The organism is Burkholderia metallica (genome assembly GCF_001718555.1).
GTDB classification, from domain to species: domain Bacteria; phylum Pseudomonadota; class Gammaproteobacteria; order Burkholderiales; family Burkholderiaceae; genus Burkholderia; species Burkholderia metallica.
In genome coordinates this window covers 1,562,454-1,577,976 of the sequence record NZ_CP013403.1, presented here as the reverse complement: position 1 = coordinate 1,577,976, position 15,523 = coordinate 1,562,454, and the positions used below count along the sequence as shown (strand labels likewise).

The following is a 15,523-nucleotide window of genomic DNA, read 5'->3' as shown; positions in this document are numbered from 1 at the left end:
AGGAGACCACGATGACCGATATCCGAACCGGCGTACTGACCGGCAAGTGCGCGCTCGTGACGGGCGCGAGCCGCGGCATCGGCCGCGCGATCGCGCAGCGCCTCGCATCGGAAGGCGCAACCGTCGTCGTGACGGCGCGCAGCCTCGCGCAATCGACCACGACCGCCGGCACGCTCGCCGAAACGGTGGCGCTGATCGAGCAGGCCGGCGGCCGTGCGATCGCGCTGGCGGCCGACCTGTCGAACGCGGCCGAGCGCGATGCGCTCGTCGGGCGCGCGGCGCACGCGGCCGGCGGCCTCGACATCCTCGTCAACAACGCGGGCGTGGCCGACTACGCGTGCGTCGACGCGATGCCGATGACGATGTTCGACACGACGATCGAACACTATCTGCGCATCCCGTTCGCGCTGGCACAGGCCGCGATTCCGCTGATGCGCGCGCGCGGCGCCGGCTGGATCGTGAACGTCGGCTCGGTGACGGCGCTGCCGCCGCTACGGCCGTTCGACGCGTTCTCCCGCATGGGCGGCGCGACCGTCTATGCGGCGGCGAAGGCGGCGCTGTCGCGCTTCACGCAGGGGCTCGCGGCCGAACTCGAAGCCGACGGCATTGCGGTGAACCTCGTTGCGCCGAGTACGGCGATCCGCACGCCGAGCGCCGCGCGCTACATCCCCGAAGGCTATCCGACCGAGGACGTCGCGTATCTCGCCGAAACCGCGCTCGCGCTGTGCAGCCTGCCGGCGCGCGAACGCACGGGCCTCGTCACGCACAGCCTGCATTTCCCGCTCGCGCAGCAGCTCGCGGTGCGATCGCTCGACGGCCGCACCGCGTTGCCGCCGCCGGTGATTCCCGCCTATGCGCATCCCCGCATCGACCCCACAGGACTCTGACTGACATGATGAATTCGATTCGCTTCGACGGCGGCACCGCCGTGATCACCGGCGCGGCCAGCGGCATCGGCAGCGGGCTCGCGCGCCACGCGGCCGCGCTCGGCATGCGCGTCGTGCTGGCCGACCTCGATCCGGCGAAGCTCGACGCATTCGCCGCGACGCTCGACACCGACGTCCTGTGTGTGCCGACCGACGTCAGCCGGCCCGACGCCGTCGACGCGCTGGCGGAGGCCGCGTGGCAGCGTTTCGGCGGCGTCGACCTGCTGTTCAACAACGCGGGCGTGATGGCGACCGGTTTCAGTTGGGAAATCACGCCGGAACGCTTCGAGCGCAGCTTCGCGATCAACGTGCACGGCGTGATGAACGGGATCCGCAGCTTCGTGCCGCGGATGCTCGCACGCAACGTGGCGGCGCGCATCGTCAATACCGCGTCGGTCGGCGGGTTCCTGCCGAGCCCGCTGATGTCGCCCTATTCGGCGACGAAATTCGCGGTGGTCGCGCTGACGGAGTCGCTGTACGGCGAACTGAAGATGCTCGGCGCGCCGGTGGGCGTGTCGTTGCTCGCGCCGGGCCCCGTGCTGTCGGGCATTTTCAACGACCCGTTCGGCGCGGTGCACGACCGGCCCGAGGTGCGCAGCTTCGTCGACACGATGCGCTCGATGCTGAACGCGCACGGGCTCACGCCCGACGCATTCGCCGAGCGGGTGTTCGTCGGCATCCGCGAAGGGCGCTACTGGCTGATTCCGCAACCGGAGACGATCGACGGCGCGCTGCAGCGGCGCACCGACGACATCCTCGCCGCCCGCGATCCGTCGCTGCCGTCGTTCTGAAGCGAGCGGGCCGGGCGCGGCTGCCGCGCCCGGCATGTGCCGTCACATATGCGTGCCGGCATGCGTGCGGCCGCCCGGGTCGCCGCCGCGATCGGGCGGCGTATTGTTCTGATCGATCTTCGCGAGCACGAAGCCGGCGGGCGGCAACGCGCCGGGCGAGCGGTGCGTCGCGTGCGCGACGGCGTCGTACGGCGATGCGGCGGGAAAACCGGATGACGTCACGCCCGGTTGAGCGAACGCCGAAACAACAACGGCCGCCAGGGCGGCGGCGACGATCGCATGCGTTTTCATGGTGGCTCCTTCACGACTGACTGACTGCGGGATAACGTAATCAGTCTAGGGCGCGAAACTTAACGCGCCGTGAAGGTGGGGAGCGGCGCGGATGAAGGAATGTTCATGCGCGCCGCGCCGTTCATGCAGGCGCCGACACCAGTGCGCAGAAGTTCTCGAGATCGACGTTGCCGCCGCTGATCACCACGCCGACGCGCTTGCCCTTCAGCGCATCCTTCATCCGTCGCACGGCGGCGAACGACAGGCAGCCGGTCGGCTCGACCACGATCTTCATGCGCGTCGCGAAGAAGCGCATGCAGTCGACGAGTTCGGCGTCCGTCGCGGTCAGGATGTCGTCGACGTCGCGGCGGATGATCGGGAACGTCAGGTTGCCGAGGTGCTGCGTCTGCGCGCCGTCGGCGATCGTGCGCGGCGTGTCGATATGGACGATCGAACCGGACCGGAACGACTGCTGGCCGTCGTTGCCGGCTTCCGGCTCGACGCCGTACAGCGTCGCGTGCGGCGACAGCGCGCGCGTGGCGAGCGCGGTGCCCGACAGCAGGCCGCCGCCGCCGAGCGGCGTGAACACCGCGTCGAGCGGGCCGACTTCGTCGAACAGTTCCTTGGCCGCCGTCCCCTGGCCGGCGATTACGTCCGGGTGGTCGTAGGGCGGGATCAGCGTGAGCCCGTGCCGCGCCGCGAGGTCGCGCCCGATCTGCTCGCGATCCTCGGTGTAGCGGTCGTAGGTCACGACGTTGCCGCCGTAACCGCGCGTCGCGGCCATCTTCGCGGCCGGCGCGTCCTGCGGCATCACGATCGTCGCGGGAATCCCGAGCATGCGCGCCGACAGCGCGATCGCCTGCGCGTGATTGCCGGACGAGAACGCGACGACGCCGTTGCGGCGCTGCTCCGCGTCGAAGCGCGACAGCGCGTTGAACGCGCCGCGAAACTTGAACGCGCCCATGCGTTGCAGGTTTTCGCATTTGAAGAACACCTGCGCGCCGAGCGCTTCGTCGATCGTCCGCGACGTCATCACCGGCGTGCGGTGTGCATGGCCTTCGAGCCGGGCCGCAGCCGCGGCGACGTCGTCGTAGGTGGGGAGAGTCGGAGAGTTCATGGGTTGCCCGGTGGTCGTTGGAATCGGTCGTTGAAGTCGTTTGGCGGGAAGGCAGCGCGGTTACGCGCGTGCGTCATTTCGCATCGTTGTAGACGGTCGCGCGCGAGACGCCGAGATGCTGCGACACGATCTCCATCGCGCGGCGCACCTCGAGAAAGCCGTCGGCCTTCAGCGCGTGCATCAGCTCGCGGCGCTGGTCGGTCTTCAGTTCGCGCGGCGTCGTCGCGAGGCGCATCGCGAATGCGTCGATGCGTTGCCGGATCGCGTCCGCGCCGGCCGGGTCGAGCGTCTCGGCGACGGCTTCGCCGTCCGTGCTGCAGAACTGGTTCAGCATGCCCTGGAAGCCGCGGAACAGCGTGACGTCCGCGTTCAGGCACAGCGCGGCCACATAGCGGCCGGTCGAGTCCTTGATGCCGATCGACGTGCTTTTCGCGGTACGGCCGTCGGCGAAGCGGTTCGGGTAGTTCGCGAGCACCGGCGGGAAATCGTCGTCCGCGATGCGCGCGAGGCCGAGTTCGGTCGCGGGGTCGCCGATCGCGCGCCCCGACAGGTTGTTGTGGATCGCGAGGATCGCGTGCTTCGGCGTGCGCAGGTCGTGCACCACGACCTCGGTGAACGGCGCGAACATCGCGCCGAGCCCTTCGGCAATCCGCTGCACCTGTTCGATCAGCGATGCCTGCTCGGACAGCGCTTTTTTCCGGGTGGTGGTCATGGTGGTTTCGCGTTCGGGTGTCGGATCGACGCAGGGCGTCGGGATTGGGGCAACCGGCGTGCTATTCGCCGTCAGCGGCTTCCGGCCGCGTGATGTCGGCGAGCAGCGGCCGCGCGATCCGCACGTAGTCGGCCGTGTCGAGCACGACGGAGCGGTCGAGACGGCCCGCGTTGAAGGCGATCTCGGCGTTGCGTTCGACGAGTGCCGGATCGACGACGAGCGTCACGTTGGAGTCGAACACGAACGGCGGCACGGCGCCCATCACGCAGCGCGTGACGGCGGCCGCGAGGTCGGGCGGGGCGAGCGTCGCCTTGCGGCGGCCGACGGCGTCGGCCACCTTGCGGAAATCGATCTTCAGGTGGCCGGGAAGCACCGCGAGCGCGGTGGCGTCGCCGCCGTCCTTGAAGGTGCAGAGCATCGCCTTCGCGCCCTGTTCGGGGCGCGTGCCGCGCAGCGCGGCGATCGCGTCGGATTTCCCTTCGGCCGGATGCTCCAGCACGCGAAAGCGCGCGCCGGACGTGTTCAGCAGATCGCACAGCGTGTCGAAAACGGGGTAGTCGCTCATGTCGCTCCGGGCAGGTAGCCGGGGAGATCGGGACACGCCGGGGAGGGCGCTTCGGCGCGTCGATCGATGGAATGTCCAAGTATAGACGTTTTGTCATGGCCCCGCAAAGACAGGGGCGGGGAGCGACGGTCATCACGGGTCAGTCGACGTCGCCGCGCAGGTCGTCGACAATGGCGGTCGGCTCAATCCGCGGCCCGGGCGACGCTTGCTCGAAACCGGTTGGAAGAGGGATCGACGAGGAATACACGAACGATGTTGACCACCATGCAGGAAAAGTGCCGAGAAGATTCATTTCCGGGGCAGCGATATTCAGGCGACAGAAAAACGAAGAAACGTCACTTTTACGTCCGGGCGATGCTGACGGTCGTGCTGGCATGGGTTGCCAATTGCACATTTGCCGCGAGCGATGTGAGCGACGTGGACCAGCAAGCCGCGTTGCGCACCCTGATGGGCAACGATCCCGCGCCTGCGGATAGCATCAAGGGTGTCGCGCTGTCGCCATGGGCGAGCGGGCCAGCGGCTTCAGGGCCGCTGTGGGTCGTGGCCGCATTGCTCCAGCGCTCGACCGATGACGTCGACGCGGCGTTGTGGACGGGTGTCCTGACCCGCGACGGGCAACGGTTCCACCTGGTCGCGAGCGATCGAAGCGAGCGCGTCGATACGTCACCGATGTTGTGGAACGCGTTCCTGACCATGGACGTGATCCCCTACCGAATCAGCGCGCAGGAAACCGCGTTTGGCGTGCGTTTCTACAATAACTACACGTCGACCTCGCATAGCGATACGAACGAGATACTGAGCCTGTATCGCTATGCCGACGCTCGCGTGACGCCCGTCTTCACGGCGGTTACCGACTGGTCCACCTACGACAAGGACGCGGCGGCGGAGTGCGTTACCGGGAAGACCGGGAAAGGCAAGGGTCAGGGCGACGCGGAGCAGGACGCGTGTGATGCGGAAAACACGCAGCAGGTTCATTACGTGCTGTCGTTCAGCGCTCACATGACCAACGGGCATTACGACCTCGTCGTGCGTCAGAAGGGCAACGCCGCGTCGGGCAAGGCCGCGCGGTTTACCTGGAACGGGAACACGTATCAGCCGCGTCGATTCGCCGGCGACTGGCACTGAAAGTCGGCTGCACATTTGCAGCTAGCGGCTCTGGTTCTTCATTAGCGAGATCCCTCACAAACCATGCAGACGGAAATCGAAGCGCCGGGCCCCGTCGGCCCGCTGAACGGCACGCTCCTGTCCCCGGACACCGGTGACGCCCCGGTGGTGCTGATCGTGCCGGGTTCGGGCCCGACCGATAGAAACGGCAACGCGCCGACCTGGCTTCAGGCGTCGACCTACCGCATGCTCGCGGAAGAATTGCTCGATAAAGGCATCGCGTCGGTTCGAATCGACAAGCGCGGCATGTACGGCAGCGCGTCGGCGGTACCGGATGCAAACGACGTCACGATCGACGACTACGCGGCCGACATCCAGTCGTGGGTAGCGGCCATCCGGGCGCGGACCGGCGCTTCCGGCGTCTGGGTGTTGGGGCACAGCGAGGGCGGCTTGGTGGCGTTGCTGGCGGCGCGGCAATCGGCCGACATCGCCGGCGTGATCCTGGTAGCGACGGCGGGGCGCCCGTTAGGCGCCGTATTGCGGCAACAACTGCAATCGAACCCGGCCAATGCCCCGGTGCTGGAAAATGCATTGTCGATTCTCGAATCCCTGGAGGCCGGGGAGCGGGTCGAAGCGACTCGCATCGATCCCGCGCTCATGCCGTTGTTCAGGCCGCAAGTCCAGCGCTTCCTGATGAGCGAACTGACGATCGATCCGGCGTCGCTGCTCGCCGGTTATACGAAGCCCGTGCTCATCGTGCAGGGAACGCGCGATATCCAGGTTGCCGTACAGGACGCGGAACGGTTGCAGCGAGCCAATCCGCAGGCTGAAATGGCGCTGATTGCCGACGCCAGTCATGCACTCAAGACGGTTCGCACGGCGGATCTGCAAGACAATCTCGCCACTTACTCGAACCCGGATCTGCCGCTGGCGGATGGCGTCGTAGACGCAATTACGGCGTTCTTGCGCGCATCGACAGTGAGTCGGCGCTAGTCCGGGGGACGGCGGTTCGTTCGCCGCTGCGTTTTACGCCCGTGACAACGGATCACAAGCTACCGATCCGAAGCCATTCGACGGCGGGATGCTCGCCGGGAACGGTTTCCGGTACGACTGTATGCACCAGCCTCATTCCTCGGGCCGAATTGGCGAACCAGACGACCGCATCCCGAGTCGTCCGATTGGCGAGAACGAGCGCCCGGAATCCCGGGTTGTCTCCCCAGTGAAAGAAGCAGCCCTGGAAGGGTTCGAGCCCCCAACCCAATCCCCAGGCAACGTTCGGATCAGGCGGGTTCCGGCCGACCAGATCCTCGGCGTCGTCGCCTTGCCGCGTATGGATGCGCGGCACGAACCATTGATCGTAGGTCGTGGCTGCCAACCCTCGGCGAGCCAGTACGTGCTGAACAAAGCTGATGTAGTCGGATGCCGTCGTCAGAAGCGACCACGAGGCCTGCGCCGTTTGAACGCGCCGCTTGGGTACGGGCTGGCCTTCCCATTCATGGCCCTGCGCATGGTTGACCGCGAAACGCTCCTGCCACTCCAGGCTCGAATGACGCATGCCCAACGGTTCGAATACGCGCTCTCGCGCCAACATTTCCAGCGGGCGGGCACTGACGGCCTCCATTGCGCGCTGAAGCCACGCAAACGCGCTGCTGCCGTAGCTGAACCGCTCGCCGGGGACGAAATATGTGCGAAGCGGCGCTTTGTCGCTGACGATATTCGGAAGGCCGCTCGTGTGTGTCAGCACATGAAAGGGCGTTATCCGCAGGGCATTCGGGTCGCCCGGTACGTACGCTCCACACATGTCGAACAGGGGTTTGTGCAGGTCCAGCAGCCCTTCTTCGACAAGCTGGAGTGCGATGTACGCGACCAGCGGTTTGGTGAGGGACGCAGCCTCGAAGACGGTTGCCGCATCGACACCGGCGCGGTCGGGCGCACCGCGAACGCCGACGTAATGTTCGGCGCTTCTCGTTCCCGCGCGAAGCGTGGCAAGCGATACGCCGGGAATCTTGCCGCTGGCCGTCGTTTCCGCCAGAAATCGGTTGAGGTCGGTCATCGGTTCACGCGTCGGCAGGATTTTTGCCGGATTGTACCGGTTGCGATGCCGGCGGAGCCTGCCGGCATCGTTCGTTCTCGCCCGCGAATGGACGCTCAAATGTCTGCTCCACGCATAGCGGCGGCCCCTCGCACCCCTGGCTGATCAACCCCAAGTAAGCAGGCACGATATCGACGCCTGCAGGCGCTTCGCATTGCGGGCTGCCTGCGCAGCAGCCCGTCGATACATCGCTCGCAACGCCGCCGCCGGATGCGGCGTGAATCTCCCCGGGCTGCTGGCGAACCAGAAAATCTTGACATAGAGAGCATATGCTCCTATTCTTTGTCTCAAGGGAGCATATGCTCTCATTTTCGAACGGAGCGAAGCGATGAACCAGCCTGAGATTCTTGTGAGCGGTGCAACCGGACGCACCGGCGGTATTGCCATTGACGAACTGCTCAAGATGCACAAACGCGTGCGGGCCTATGTGCGCACGGATGATGATCGGGCGGCCGTCCTGAGGCAGCGCGGTGTCGACGTCGCGGTCGGGGACTTCACCGACATCGACGACATTCGGGCAGCGATGGAAGGTATCCGGTCGGCGTATTTCCTTCATCCGATCGCGCCGGGAATCATCGGGGCCGCGGCCTATTTTGCGCAGGCAGCAAAGGAAGCGGGTGTCACGGCAATCGTCAACATGTCGCAGATTTCCGCGCGCCGGGCGTCGATGAGCCACGCGGCACAGGATCACTGGGTCTCCGAGCGGGTCTTCGATTGGTCGGGTGTCGCGACCACGCATTTGCGCCCGACCTTCTTTGCCGATTGGCTCGTCTATCCGCATTTTGCGCGGGAGATATGGGCCACGAAGAAGATCGAATTTCCGTTTGGCGACGGCCGTCATGCGCCCATCGCCAGCGACGATCAGGGACGCGTGATCGCCCACCTCCTCGCCAACCCCGAAGGCCACGAGGGCAAGACTTACACGCTCCACGGCCCCGTCGAGATGAACCACGTCGAGATCGCTGACGCGATGAGCGAAGTTCTCGGCACCCGGATCGAATACGCGCCGACGTCCATCGAGGAATTCCGGATCAAGATGGAAACCCTTTACAAGTTTCCGCCGTTCCTCACGCAGCATCTGGTCGAAGTCGCGCAGAACTATCGCGACGGCATCTTTTCGGGCACCAACGACGTCGTCGAGAAGGTCACCGGAAAGCCGCCGCTGTCGGTCCAGCAGTTCGTCGAGAAATATCGGGCCGCATTCGTGTGAACACGTCCTTGAAACCAATCGAGAGGTTTGAAAATGTCACCGAACCAATCCGATCGTCACCCGTTTCTCGACGATCTGACGGCCGACGCGGAGCTGGTCAGCTCGGTGTTGCGCGCGCCCGTCGTCGGGCGCGATGAAATCCGGCTCGCCGTCGACACCGTCGGGACCTTTTACGTGTCACAGACGCCAACGTTTGTTCAAGCCGTCGGCTCGCGGCTTTTTCTCGAATACGAGGCCGTTCTGACGAGCGGCGAAACGTTGAGCGCGGTCGTGGTCGTCGATCGCAACGCCGACGGCTCGGTGCCGCGAGTCAGCGTGCGGATGAGCCCGCTTGGCGCCGTACTGACTCTAGCGACCCATCTGCGGGAGTCGCTTGCGAAGCAGTTGCCGGAACACGTCTTTCTTTGAGCCGGGCACGCGCTCGTGGACGGCGTCTACACGCCCCCCGCGCGCGGCTTTTGAAAAAGGAGCTTTGTCATGGATATCAAGAACGCCAACGTCTTCATCACCGGTGCCAATCGCGGCCTGGGCCTTGCTTTTGCACGCGAGGCGCTTCGGCGCGGGGCGGCGAAAGTGTACGCGGGTATGCGTAACACGAGCGGTTTCGACGAGCCGGGCATTGTGCCGGTCAGGATCGATGTCACGGATCCGGCGTCGATCGCCGAGGCCGCGAAACTGGCGGCCGACACGACTCTGCTGATCAACAACGCGGGCATTGCCGCTCTGATCGACGGGCCTTTGGCGGCCGACGTGCAGGCGCAGTCCGCCCGCTTGTTCGATACCAACTACTATGGCGTCGTGCGCGTCACACAAGCCTTCGAACAGATCCTGGCGGCCCAGCCGCGTGCCGCGATCATCAACGTGCTTTCCGACATCGTTTGGCTGCCGCGGCCTTATCTGACACCCTATGCCGCGTCGAAAGCCGCCGCCTGGAGCTACACGAACCAGCTTCGCTTTCACCTGCGCGAGCGTGGCATCCAGGTTCTCGGCCTGCACGTCGGGTTCGTGGATACCGATCTGACCAACGGCATCGACGTGCCGAAGGCCAGCCCCGAGGACGTCGTGCGACAGACCTACGACGCGCTCGCCGCCGGCAAGAGCGAGGTCATGGCCGACGAGGGGACAGCGGTGCTGAAGCGCACGCTCGCGGCCGAGATACCCGGCTACATCACACCGCCGGCAGGGCTTTGAACACCGCCGGATACCGTCGCGCCCTCGCGCGACGCGCGCGTGATGCGCGCGCTTAACCATAATCAGGAGTAGAACAGATGTTGCCGGTCAACCAGCCGCTTGGAATCGATCAATGCAACTGCTTCGCCGTGAGGAAAGCGAGCAGGCAGATCTCCCGACTCTACGATAGCCATCTTGCGCCCGTGGGTCTGCGCATCACGCAATTCCTCACCCTGGCCGCCCTTGACGAAGTGGGAAGTGTCCCGGTCAATGCCCTTGCCGAACGGCTCGATATCGAACGAACGGCGATGGGGAAAATGGTCGGCTTCCTGGAACGCGACGGCTTCGTCACGATCAAGCCGTCGCCCACGGACGGCCGAAGCCGTCTTATCGAGCTCACCGACGAAGGGCGGCGCCTGCACGACAGGGCGGCCGCTCTCTGGCAGGAAGCGCAACGGGAGTTCGAGCAACTGAACGGCGTCGACAATGTTACGGCGCTGCGGGAGGGGTTGAAAAGCGTGGTCGTTGGCGACTTGCCGACGCGTTCGTCAGAAGACTAAGCCTTCGGATGCGTTGCGACAGCGACACGATTCGTGAAACCGGTCATCCAATCGATCCAGACAAAGACGACCGCACCGCGCGGTCGCCCGAACTCACCCCCGCACAGCCTTCACCACATACTGACTCGTCGGCACCACGTCGATCTTGTCGAAGTCGATGAAGCGCCCGCAGCTGTCCATCATCTCGGCCACGTTCCGCTGGAATTTCTCTTCATCGCCGACCGCATCGAAAAACGCATGCGGATCGGTCATCGCCGCGGCGGGGAAGCACTCTTCGACGATCGCGTCGTAACCGGGCGCCGCATGCGTGAGCGCGCGCACGACGACGTTCTGCACGTACTGGAAATTGTCCTGCGTATCGATCGCGACGCGCGTGTGATGCCCATGCCACACGTCGAGCCACGCTTCGTGCGTCAGCCGCGGCGGCCGCTTCAGAAACGCGAGCTGCGAAAACCCGGTCGTGCGCTCGCCCGGCCGCGCCGGAAAGCGCGTATTCGGAATCGGCTGCGATTCGGTGACGAGATACGCGGCCATGTGCGGGACCGCGGCGCGCACCGCATCGTCGAACGGCTGGCGGAACATCGCGTTCGCGCTGTCGAGCCACACGGCGACGATCCCGTCGATGCCCGGGTGCGTGCTGGTCTGCTTCAGGCCGGCGGCCGGCGCGACATCCGCGTCCGCGACGTTCACCTGTACGCCGTGCGCGCCGAGCGACAGCAACCTGTCGCCGAGTTGCGCACGCACCGTGCGGCTCCACTGATCGGGCGCGGCGTGCGTATCGCGCCACAACACGTAAATGACTTTCTCCATTGCTCAGGCTCCGGGGGGAATGACGGGATCGGCGGCGTGGCCGCCGGGGTTCAGGAAGCGGTTTCCGGCGATCCGGCCGCCGAGTGCGCGTTGGGCGCGAACCGGTTCGCGGTCAGCGTGAACGACGGCGGGATCGGCGACGTGACGGTTTCGAACAAGCGTTCGTGACGCGTCGCGTGAATGCGCCACACGCCGTCGCGTTTCACGTACTGATCGTCGTAGAACGCGCTGCCGTGCAGCAGGTAGTTATCCTCAAGATTGATCGCGTGATCCTCGAGAAACCACACACCGCACGCATGCTCGGCGGACACCAGCGTGAGCTCGGGATGGTGGCCGTGATGCATCGTCAGGAACGTCGGCTTGCCGATCAGCGCGCGCAGGCTCGATACGAACGCATCGCGGCTGTCGTACGCATAGCGGCCGCCGTACAGCCGCACCTCGCAGTCTTCGGTCAGGCAGTCCGCGAGCAGCGCCCAGTCGTGCGTGTCGACCGCGCGGAAATACCGGTACTTCAACTGTCGGATCTGCTCGTACTCGTGGAGCGTGCGGGTCGTGTCGTCCATCGCCGGGTCTCGTGGTGGTGTCGTTCGATAGTAGGAACGAAGCCGCCCGCATCACATCGTCTGTTCAGACGAACGCCGTCGTCGCGCGCATGCCGCGCTGCCGGGACGAATCGCCGACTTCATCCGAACGGGTGATGGCTGCCGCAGCGCGCGGCGGTAACGTGGCATCGACGCGGCGTTCGAAGCGCGCCGGCACCGAATCAGGAGACAGCATGACCCTCATCGAATCGCTGGAAGCGCGCGTGCGCCGGCTCGAGGACGCCGACGCGATCCGCCGGCTGAAAGCGCGCTATTTCACGTGCTGCGATCGCAAGGATCCGCAAGGGATGCGCGACTGTTTCGCGCCCGGCCGCGTGCACATCGACTACGGCCGCATCGGCACGTTCGACAACCCCGACGCGCTCGTCGACGTATTCGTGCAACTCGGCTGCCATGCGCACATCGTCGAGATGCATCACGGCGTGAATCCGGAGATCACCGTACTCGACGACGCGCATGCACGCGGCACGTGGGGCCTGCACTACCAGATGATCGACACGAACGCGCGCACGTTCACGCAGCTCGGCGCGTATTACGACGACGAATACCGCAAGGTCGACGGCGAATGGAAGATCGCGGGCACGCGCTGCGTCGTCACGTCGACGCTGTCGGCCCGCTACGAAGGCGATGCGCGCGGCGTGCTGTTCGCCGGCGCGCAGCCGCCGGCCGCCTGAAGCAAGCCGGACGCACGCGAACGCCACCCGGGTGGCACACAGCACATTCCAACAGGAGACATCGAACATGACACAGAACCACGATGCGCCGGTCGCCGTCGTGACGGGCGCATCGCGCGGCGCGGGCAAGGGCATCGCGCGCGCGCTCGGCGCGGCCGGCATGACCGTTTACGTGACGGGCCGTTCGCAGCACGAAGGCGATGCGCCGCTGCCCGGCACGATCCACGAGACCGCACGCGAGATCGACGCGCTCGGCGGCCGCGGGATCGCGGTGGCCTGCGATCACGCCGACGACGCACAGGTGAAGGCGCTGTTCGAGCGTGTCGAGCGTGAAAGCGGGCGGCTCGACATTCTCGTCAACAACGCGACCTACCTGCACGATCAACTGATCCTGCCGGGCCCGTTCTGGGAGAAGTCGCTCGAGCTCGTCAACATCCTCGACGTCGGGCTGCGGTCGGCCTATGTCGCGAGCTGGCACGCTGCGCCGCTGATGGCGAAGCGGCGCAGCGGGCTGATCGCGTTCACGTCGTCGTTCGGTGCGAGCTGCTACATGCACGGCGCGGCTTACGGTGCGCAGAAGTCCGGCGTCGACAAGTTCGCGAAGGACATGGCCGTCGACCTGAAACCGTTCGACGTCGCGGCCGTGTCGATCTGGATGGGCCCGCTGCGCACCGAGCGCACGACGCGCGTGTGGGAAGAACATCCGGATCTGTACAAGGAGTTCTCGCTCGTCGCGGAAAGCCCCGAGTTCACGGGGCGCGTGATTCACGCGATCCACGGCGATCCGCAGCGCATGACGCTGTCCGGGCAGGTGCTCGTCGGCGCGGAAGCCGCGCTGCGATACGGCATCGCCGATCTCGACGGCAAGCAGCCGCCGTCATATCGCGAGCTGCTCGGCGGGCCCGTGCAGGCGCATCCGGCGATCGTCGCTTAAGGAGCGCACATGGGCATCCTGACAGGCAAGGTCGCGCTCGTGACGGGCGCGGGGCAGGGCGTCGGCCAGGGCATCGCGCACGCACTCGCGGCGGAGGGTGCGCACGTCGCGGTGGTCGGCCGTACCCGCGACAAGCTGCTCGCGACCTGCGAAGCAATCCGTGCGCGCGGCGGCGTGGCCGAGCCGTTCGTGTGCGACGTGATGGACGCCGCGCAGATCGTGCAGTGCGTCGGCAATGTCGTCGCGCGATTCGGCAGCGTGCAGATCCTGATCAACAACGCGCAGGTCGTGCCGCTCGGCCGCCTGCTCGACGTGACCGATGCGGATTTCCTCGCGGGGCTCGAATCGGGGCCGATCGCGACGCTGCGGATGATGCGCGCGTGCCATCCGCATCTGAAGGGCGACGGCGTGATCGTCAATTTCGCGTCGTCGGCAGCGGTGCGCTGGGATGCGTCCGGCTACGGCGCATACGCGGCGACCAAGGAGGCGATTCGTGCGCTGACGCGCGCGGCGGCCTGCGAATGGGGCGCGGACGGCATCCGCGTGAACGCGGTTGCGCCGCATGCGTTGTCGCCGGGCCTGAAAGGCTGGGTCGATGCGAATCCGCAGGAAGCCGCCGCGTTTTTCCGCACGATTCCGCTTGGGCGCGTCGGCGACTGCGAGCAGGACATCGGGCGCGCGATCGTGTTTCTCGCGAGCCGCGACGCCGCGTACCTGACGGGCGCGACGCTGCCGCTCGACGGCGGGCAGGCTTACTGGGGCTGAAAGCGGGACTGACGGCGCAAGCCGCCGGCATGCGGCGCCCGCCGCGTGCCGATCATGATCCGGCACGCGTGCGCACGCCGGTGCGCGGCAGCCGGCAAACCGGATTCGAGGAGAGAACGACATGGGTCGACTGGAAGGCAAGGTGGCGATCGTCACGGGCGGTGCGCGTGGCATGGGGGCGGCGACGTGCCGGCTGTTCGCTGCGGAGGGCGCGCGCGTGGTGATCGGCGACGTGCTCGACGAGCCGGGCGAAGCGCTTGCGCGCGAACTCGGCGACGCGGCGCGCTTCATGCGGCTCGACGTCGCGGACGAAGCGAACTGGATACGCGTGACCGAAGCGACGATCGAGCAGTTCGGCCGTATCGACGTGCTGGTCAACAATGCGGCCGTGCTGACGTTCGGCGGCATCACCGAACTGTCGAAGCGCGATTTCGAGCGGGCGGTGTCGATCAATCTCGTCGGCACGTTCGTCGGTATCCGGACGATCGCGCCGCACATGATCGCGCAGAAGAGCGGGTCGATCGTCAACATTTCGTCGGTGGACGGGCTGCGCGGCGTGAACGCGCTGGCCGCGTACGTGTCGAGCAAATGGGGCGTGCGCGGGCTGACGAAGGTCGCGGCGCTCGAACTCGGCCATCAGGGCGTGCGGGTGAATTCGATTCATCCGGGCGGCGTGAACACCGCGATGTCGAACCCGACCGGCGCGCCGCTCGACGAAATCAACAAGCACTACGCGAACGTGCCGCTGCAACGCGTCGGCCTGCCCGACGAAATCGCGCGCGCGACGCTGTTTCTCGCGAGCGACGAAGCGTCGTACTGCAACGGCGCCGAGCTGGCCGTCGACGGCGGGATGGCGGCGGGCGCGTATTACCCCGGATTGCCCGGCGCGCCGTTTTGAGCGGTGGCGCGTGTCGTGCGTTTGCGTCCGATGTTTGTGGACGCAACCTAATTCGGGGTTTCCCTCAGTAGCGAAAACGCGAATTCGCACGGCCCGGGTTCGCGTGTGCCGCGCGCGGGTGCGCCGCGCCGCCTTTTCCGCTTCCGCGAAACCCTTGCCGGACGGCGGTCCCGGCCGTTTCGTCGCCGAATCGCGCACAACGGTGCTGTAAAAAAGACTCACATGCAACCGGCGTGCCGGCTCGCCGACACGGTTGTTTCTTGTTGCAACGCAACGTTTGCCGAATAACGGCGATGGTATGCTGGCCGGCATGGAGTTGTACG

General features: G+C 66.2%; 19 protein-coding genes. 12 read left to right on the top strand and 7 right to left on the bottom strand.

Features of this window, described 5'->3' with window-relative positions; genetic code table 11:
* Positions 1–11 precede the first annotated feature (11 nt).
* Both WJ16_RS26690 and WJ16_RS26685 read left to right on the top strand, forming a co-directional pair.
* Complete coding sequence (locus tag WJ16_RS26690) at positions 12–887, top strand: SDR family NAD(P)-dependent oxidoreductase (RefSeq protein ID WP_069260035.1); 876 nt, start codon at positions 12–14, stop codon at positions 885–887.
* Between the two features lie 5 nt (positions 888–892).
* Entirely contained in the window at positions 893–1,717 is an 825-nt protein-coding gene (locus WJ16_RS26685) for an SDR family NAD(P)-dependent oxidoreductase (protein WP_069260034.1), read from the top strand.
* Between the two features lie 42 nt (positions 1,718–1,759).
* Here the strand turns inward: WJ16_RS26685 and WJ16_RS26680 are convergent, their stop codons facing one another.
* The 4 genes from WJ16_RS26680 to WJ16_RS26665 form a co-directional block, all read right to left on the bottom strand.
* Complete coding sequence (locus WJ16_RS26680; protein WP_069260033.1) at positions 1,760–2,008, bottom strand: hypothetical protein; 249 nt, start codon at positions 2,006–2,008, stop codon at positions 1,760–1,762.
* 121 nt (positions 2,009–2,129) lie between these two features.
* Entirely contained in the window at positions 2,130–3,104 is a 975-nt protein-coding gene (locus WJ16_RS26675) for a threo-3-hydroxy-L-aspartate ammonia-lyase (RefSeq protein WP_069260032.1), read from the bottom strand.
* A gap of 73 nt (positions 3,105–3,177) precedes the next feature.
* Positions 3,178–3,816: a helix-turn-helix transcriptional regulator gene (locus tag WJ16_RS26670; RefSeq protein WP_069260031.1), complete on the bottom strand. Its 639-nt coding sequence runs from the start codon at positions 3,814–3,816 to the stop codon at positions 3,178–3,180.
* A 61-nt stretch (positions 3,817–3,877) separates the two neighbouring features.
* Positions 3,878–4,381, bottom strand: a complete 504-nt coding sequence (locus tag WJ16_RS26665; protein ID WP_069260030.1) for a YbaK/prolyl-tRNA synthetase associated domain-containing protein — start codon at positions 4,379–4,381, stop codon at positions 3,878–3,880.
* Positions 4,382–4,633: 252 nt separating this feature from the next.
* Between WJ16_RS26665 and WJ16_RS26660 the strand changes: the two genes are divergently transcribed.
* Both WJ16_RS26660 and WJ16_RS26655 read left to right on the top strand, forming a co-directional pair.
* Positions 4,634–5,506 (top strand): hypothetical protein, encoded by an 873-nt coding sequence (locus tag WJ16_RS26660; protein WP_157126868.1) that lies wholly within the window; start codon positions 4,634–4,636, stop codon positions 5,504–5,506.
* Positions 5,507–5,569: 63 nt separating this feature from the next.
* Entirely contained in the window at positions 5,570–6,478 is a 909-nt protein-coding gene (locus tag WJ16_RS26655) for an alpha/beta hydrolase (RefSeq protein ID WP_069260028.1), read from the top strand.
* A gap of 52 nt (positions 6,479–6,530) precedes the next feature.
* Here WJ16_RS26655 and WJ16_RS26650 read toward each other — a convergent pair whose 3' ends face one another.
* The gene (locus tag WJ16_RS26650; protein ID WP_069260027.1) at positions 6,531–7,538 is read right to left on the bottom strand and encodes a serine hydrolase domain-containing protein; all 1,008 of its coding nucleotides are present in this window, start codon (positions 7,536–7,538) and stop codon (positions 6,531–6,533) included.
* Positions 7,539–7,905: 367 nt separating this feature from the next.
* On the opposite strand from WJ16_RS26650, the gene WJ16_RS26645 reads away from it, so the two are divergent.
* From WJ16_RS26645 to WJ16_RS26630, 4 genes are all read left to right on the top strand, one after another.
* Positions 7,906–8,787, top strand: coding sequence for an NmrA family NAD(P)-binding protein (locus WJ16_RS26645; protein ID WP_069260026.1), 882 nt, complete (start codon positions 7,906–7,908; stop codon positions 8,785–8,787).
* Between the two features lie 33 nt (positions 8,788–8,820).
* Positions 8,821–9,195: a hypothetical protein gene (locus tag WJ16_RS26640; RefSeq protein WP_069260025.1), complete on the top strand. Its 375-nt coding sequence runs from the start codon at positions 8,821–8,823 to the stop codon at positions 9,193–9,195.
* A 69-nt stretch (positions 9,196–9,264) separates the two neighbouring features.
* Positions 9,265–9,978 carry an SDR family oxidoreductase gene (locus tag WJ16_RS26635; RefSeq protein ID WP_069260024.1) on the top strand — a complete coding sequence of 238 codons (714 nt, stop codon included), beginning with the start codon at positions 9,265–9,267 and terminating at the stop codon, positions 9,976–9,978.
* Positions 9,979–10,055: 77 nt separating this feature from the next.
* A complete protein-coding gene (locus WJ16_RS26630; protein ID WP_069260023.1) occupies positions 10,056–10,517 on the top strand; it encodes a MarR family winged helix-turn-helix transcriptional regulator in 462 nt (153 codons plus the stop codon).
* 93 nt (positions 10,518–10,610) lie between these two features.
* Here WJ16_RS26630 and WJ16_RS26625 read toward each other — a convergent pair whose 3' ends face one another.
* A complete protein-coding gene (locus WJ16_RS26625) occupies positions 10,611–11,327 on the bottom strand; it encodes an EthD domain-containing protein (RefSeq protein ID WP_069260022.1) in 717 nt (238 codons plus the stop codon).
* Positions 11,328–11,377: 50 nt separating this feature from the next.
* A complete protein-coding gene (locus WJ16_RS26620) occupies positions 11,378–11,890 on the bottom strand; it encodes a nuclear transport factor 2 family protein (RefSeq protein ID WP_069260021.1) in 513 nt (170 codons plus the stop codon).
* A 212-nt stretch (positions 11,891–12,102) separates the two neighbouring features.
* Between WJ16_RS26620 and WJ16_RS26615 the strand changes: the two genes are divergently transcribed.
* From WJ16_RS26615 to WJ16_RS26600, 4 genes are all read left to right on the top strand, one after another.
* Positions 12,103–12,603 carry a nuclear transport factor 2 family protein gene (locus tag WJ16_RS26615; protein ID WP_069260020.1) on the top strand — a complete coding sequence of 167 codons (501 nt, stop codon included), beginning with the start codon at positions 12,103–12,105 and terminating at the stop codon, positions 12,601–12,603.
* Between the two features lie 67 nt (positions 12,604–12,670).
* The gene (locus WJ16_RS26610; RefSeq protein ID WP_069260019.1) at positions 12,671–13,537 is read left to right on the top strand and encodes an SDR family NAD(P)-dependent oxidoreductase; all 867 of its coding nucleotides are present in this window, start codon (positions 12,671–12,673) and stop codon (positions 13,535–13,537) included.
* A gap of 9 nt (positions 13,538–13,546) precedes the next feature.
* Entirely contained in the window at positions 13,547–14,302 is a 756-nt protein-coding gene (locus WJ16_RS26605) for an SDR family NAD(P)-dependent oxidoreductase (RefSeq protein ID WP_069260018.1), read from the top strand.
* A 121-nt stretch (positions 14,303–14,423) separates the two neighbouring features.
* On the top strand, positions 14,424–15,200 hold the full coding sequence (locus tag WJ16_RS26600; RefSeq protein ID WP_069260017.1) for a glucose 1-dehydrogenase: 777 nt from the start codon (positions 14,424–14,426) through the stop codon (positions 15,198–15,200).
* Positions 15,201–15,523: the final 323 nt, after the last annotated feature.

Excerpts from the sequence above, each read along its gene's own strand:
- WJ16_RS26640 (WP_069260025.1), top strand. The coding sequence starts at position 8,821 with ATGTCACCGAACCAATCCGATCGTCACCCGTTTCTCGACGATCTGACG.
- WJ16_RS26600 (WP_069260017.1), top strand. The coding sequence starts at position 14,424 with ATGGGTCGACTGGAAGGCAAGGTGGCGATCGTCACGGGCGGTGCGCGT.
- WJ16_RS26670 (WP_069260031.1), bottom strand. The coding sequence starts at position 3,816 with ATGACCACCACCCGGAAAAAAGCGCTGTCCGAGCAGGCATCGCTGATC.
- WJ16_RS26625 (WP_069260022.1), bottom strand. The coding sequence starts at position 11,327 with ATGGAGAAAGTCATTTACGTGTTGTGGCGCGATACGCACGCCGCGCCC.
- WJ16_RS26665 (WP_069260030.1), bottom strand. The coding sequence starts at position 4,381 with ATGAGCGACTACCCCGTTTTCGACACGCTGTGCGATCTGCTGAACACG.
- WJ16_RS26610 (WP_069260019.1), top strand. The coding sequence starts at position 12,671 with ATGACACAGAACCACGATGCGCCGGTCGCCGTCGTGACGGGCGCATCG.
- WJ16_RS26620 (WP_069260021.1), bottom strand. The coding sequence starts at position 11,890 with ATGGACGACACGACCCGCACGCTCCACGAGTACGAGCAGATCCGACAG.
- WJ16_RS26635 (WP_069260024.1), top strand. The coding sequence starts at position 9,265 with ATGGATATCAAGAACGCCAACGTCTTCATCACCGGTGCCAATCGCGGC.
- WJ16_RS26660 (WP_157126868.1), top strand. The coding sequence starts at position 4,634 with ATGTTGACCACCATGCAGGAAAAGTGCCGAGAAGATTCATTTCCGGGG.
- WJ16_RS26645 (WP_069260026.1), top strand. The coding sequence starts at position 7,906 with ATGAACCAGCCTGAGATTCTTGTGAGCGGTGCAACCGGACGCACCGGC.
- WJ16_RS26605 (WP_069260018.1), top strand. The coding sequence starts at position 13,547 with ATGGGCATCCTGACAGGCAAGGTCGCGCTCGTGACGGGCGCGGGGCAG.
- WJ16_RS26675 (WP_069260032.1), bottom strand. The coding sequence starts at position 3,104 with ATGAACTCTCCGACTCTCCCCACCTACGACGACGTCGCCGCGGCTGCG.
- WJ16_RS26615 (WP_069260020.1), top strand. The coding sequence starts at position 12,103 with ATGACCCTCATCGAATCGCTGGAAGCGCGCGTGCGCCGGCTCGAGGAC.
- WJ16_RS26650 (WP_069260027.1), bottom strand. The coding sequence starts at position 7,538 with ATGACCGACCTCAACCGATTTCTGGCGGAAACGACGGCCAGCGGCAAG.
- WJ16_RS26655 (WP_069260028.1), top strand. The coding sequence starts at position 5,570 with ATGCAGACGGAAATCGAAGCGCCGGGCCCCGTCGGCCCGCTGAACGGC.
- WJ16_RS26680 (WP_069260033.1), bottom strand. The coding sequence starts at position 2,008 with ATGAAAACGCATGCGATCGTCGCCGCCGCCCTGGCGGCCGTTGTTGTT.
- WJ16_RS26685 (WP_069260034.1), top strand. The coding sequence starts at position 893 with ATGATGAATTCGATTCGCTTCGACGGCGGCACCGCCGTGATCACCGGC.
- WJ16_RS26690 (WP_069260035.1), top strand. The coding sequence starts at position 12 with ATGACCGATATCCGAACCGGCGTACTGACCGGCAAGTGCGCGCTCGTG.
- WJ16_RS26630 (WP_069260023.1), top strand. The coding sequence starts at position 10,056 with ATGTTGCCGGTCAACCAGCCGCTTGGAATCGATCAATGCAACTGCTTC.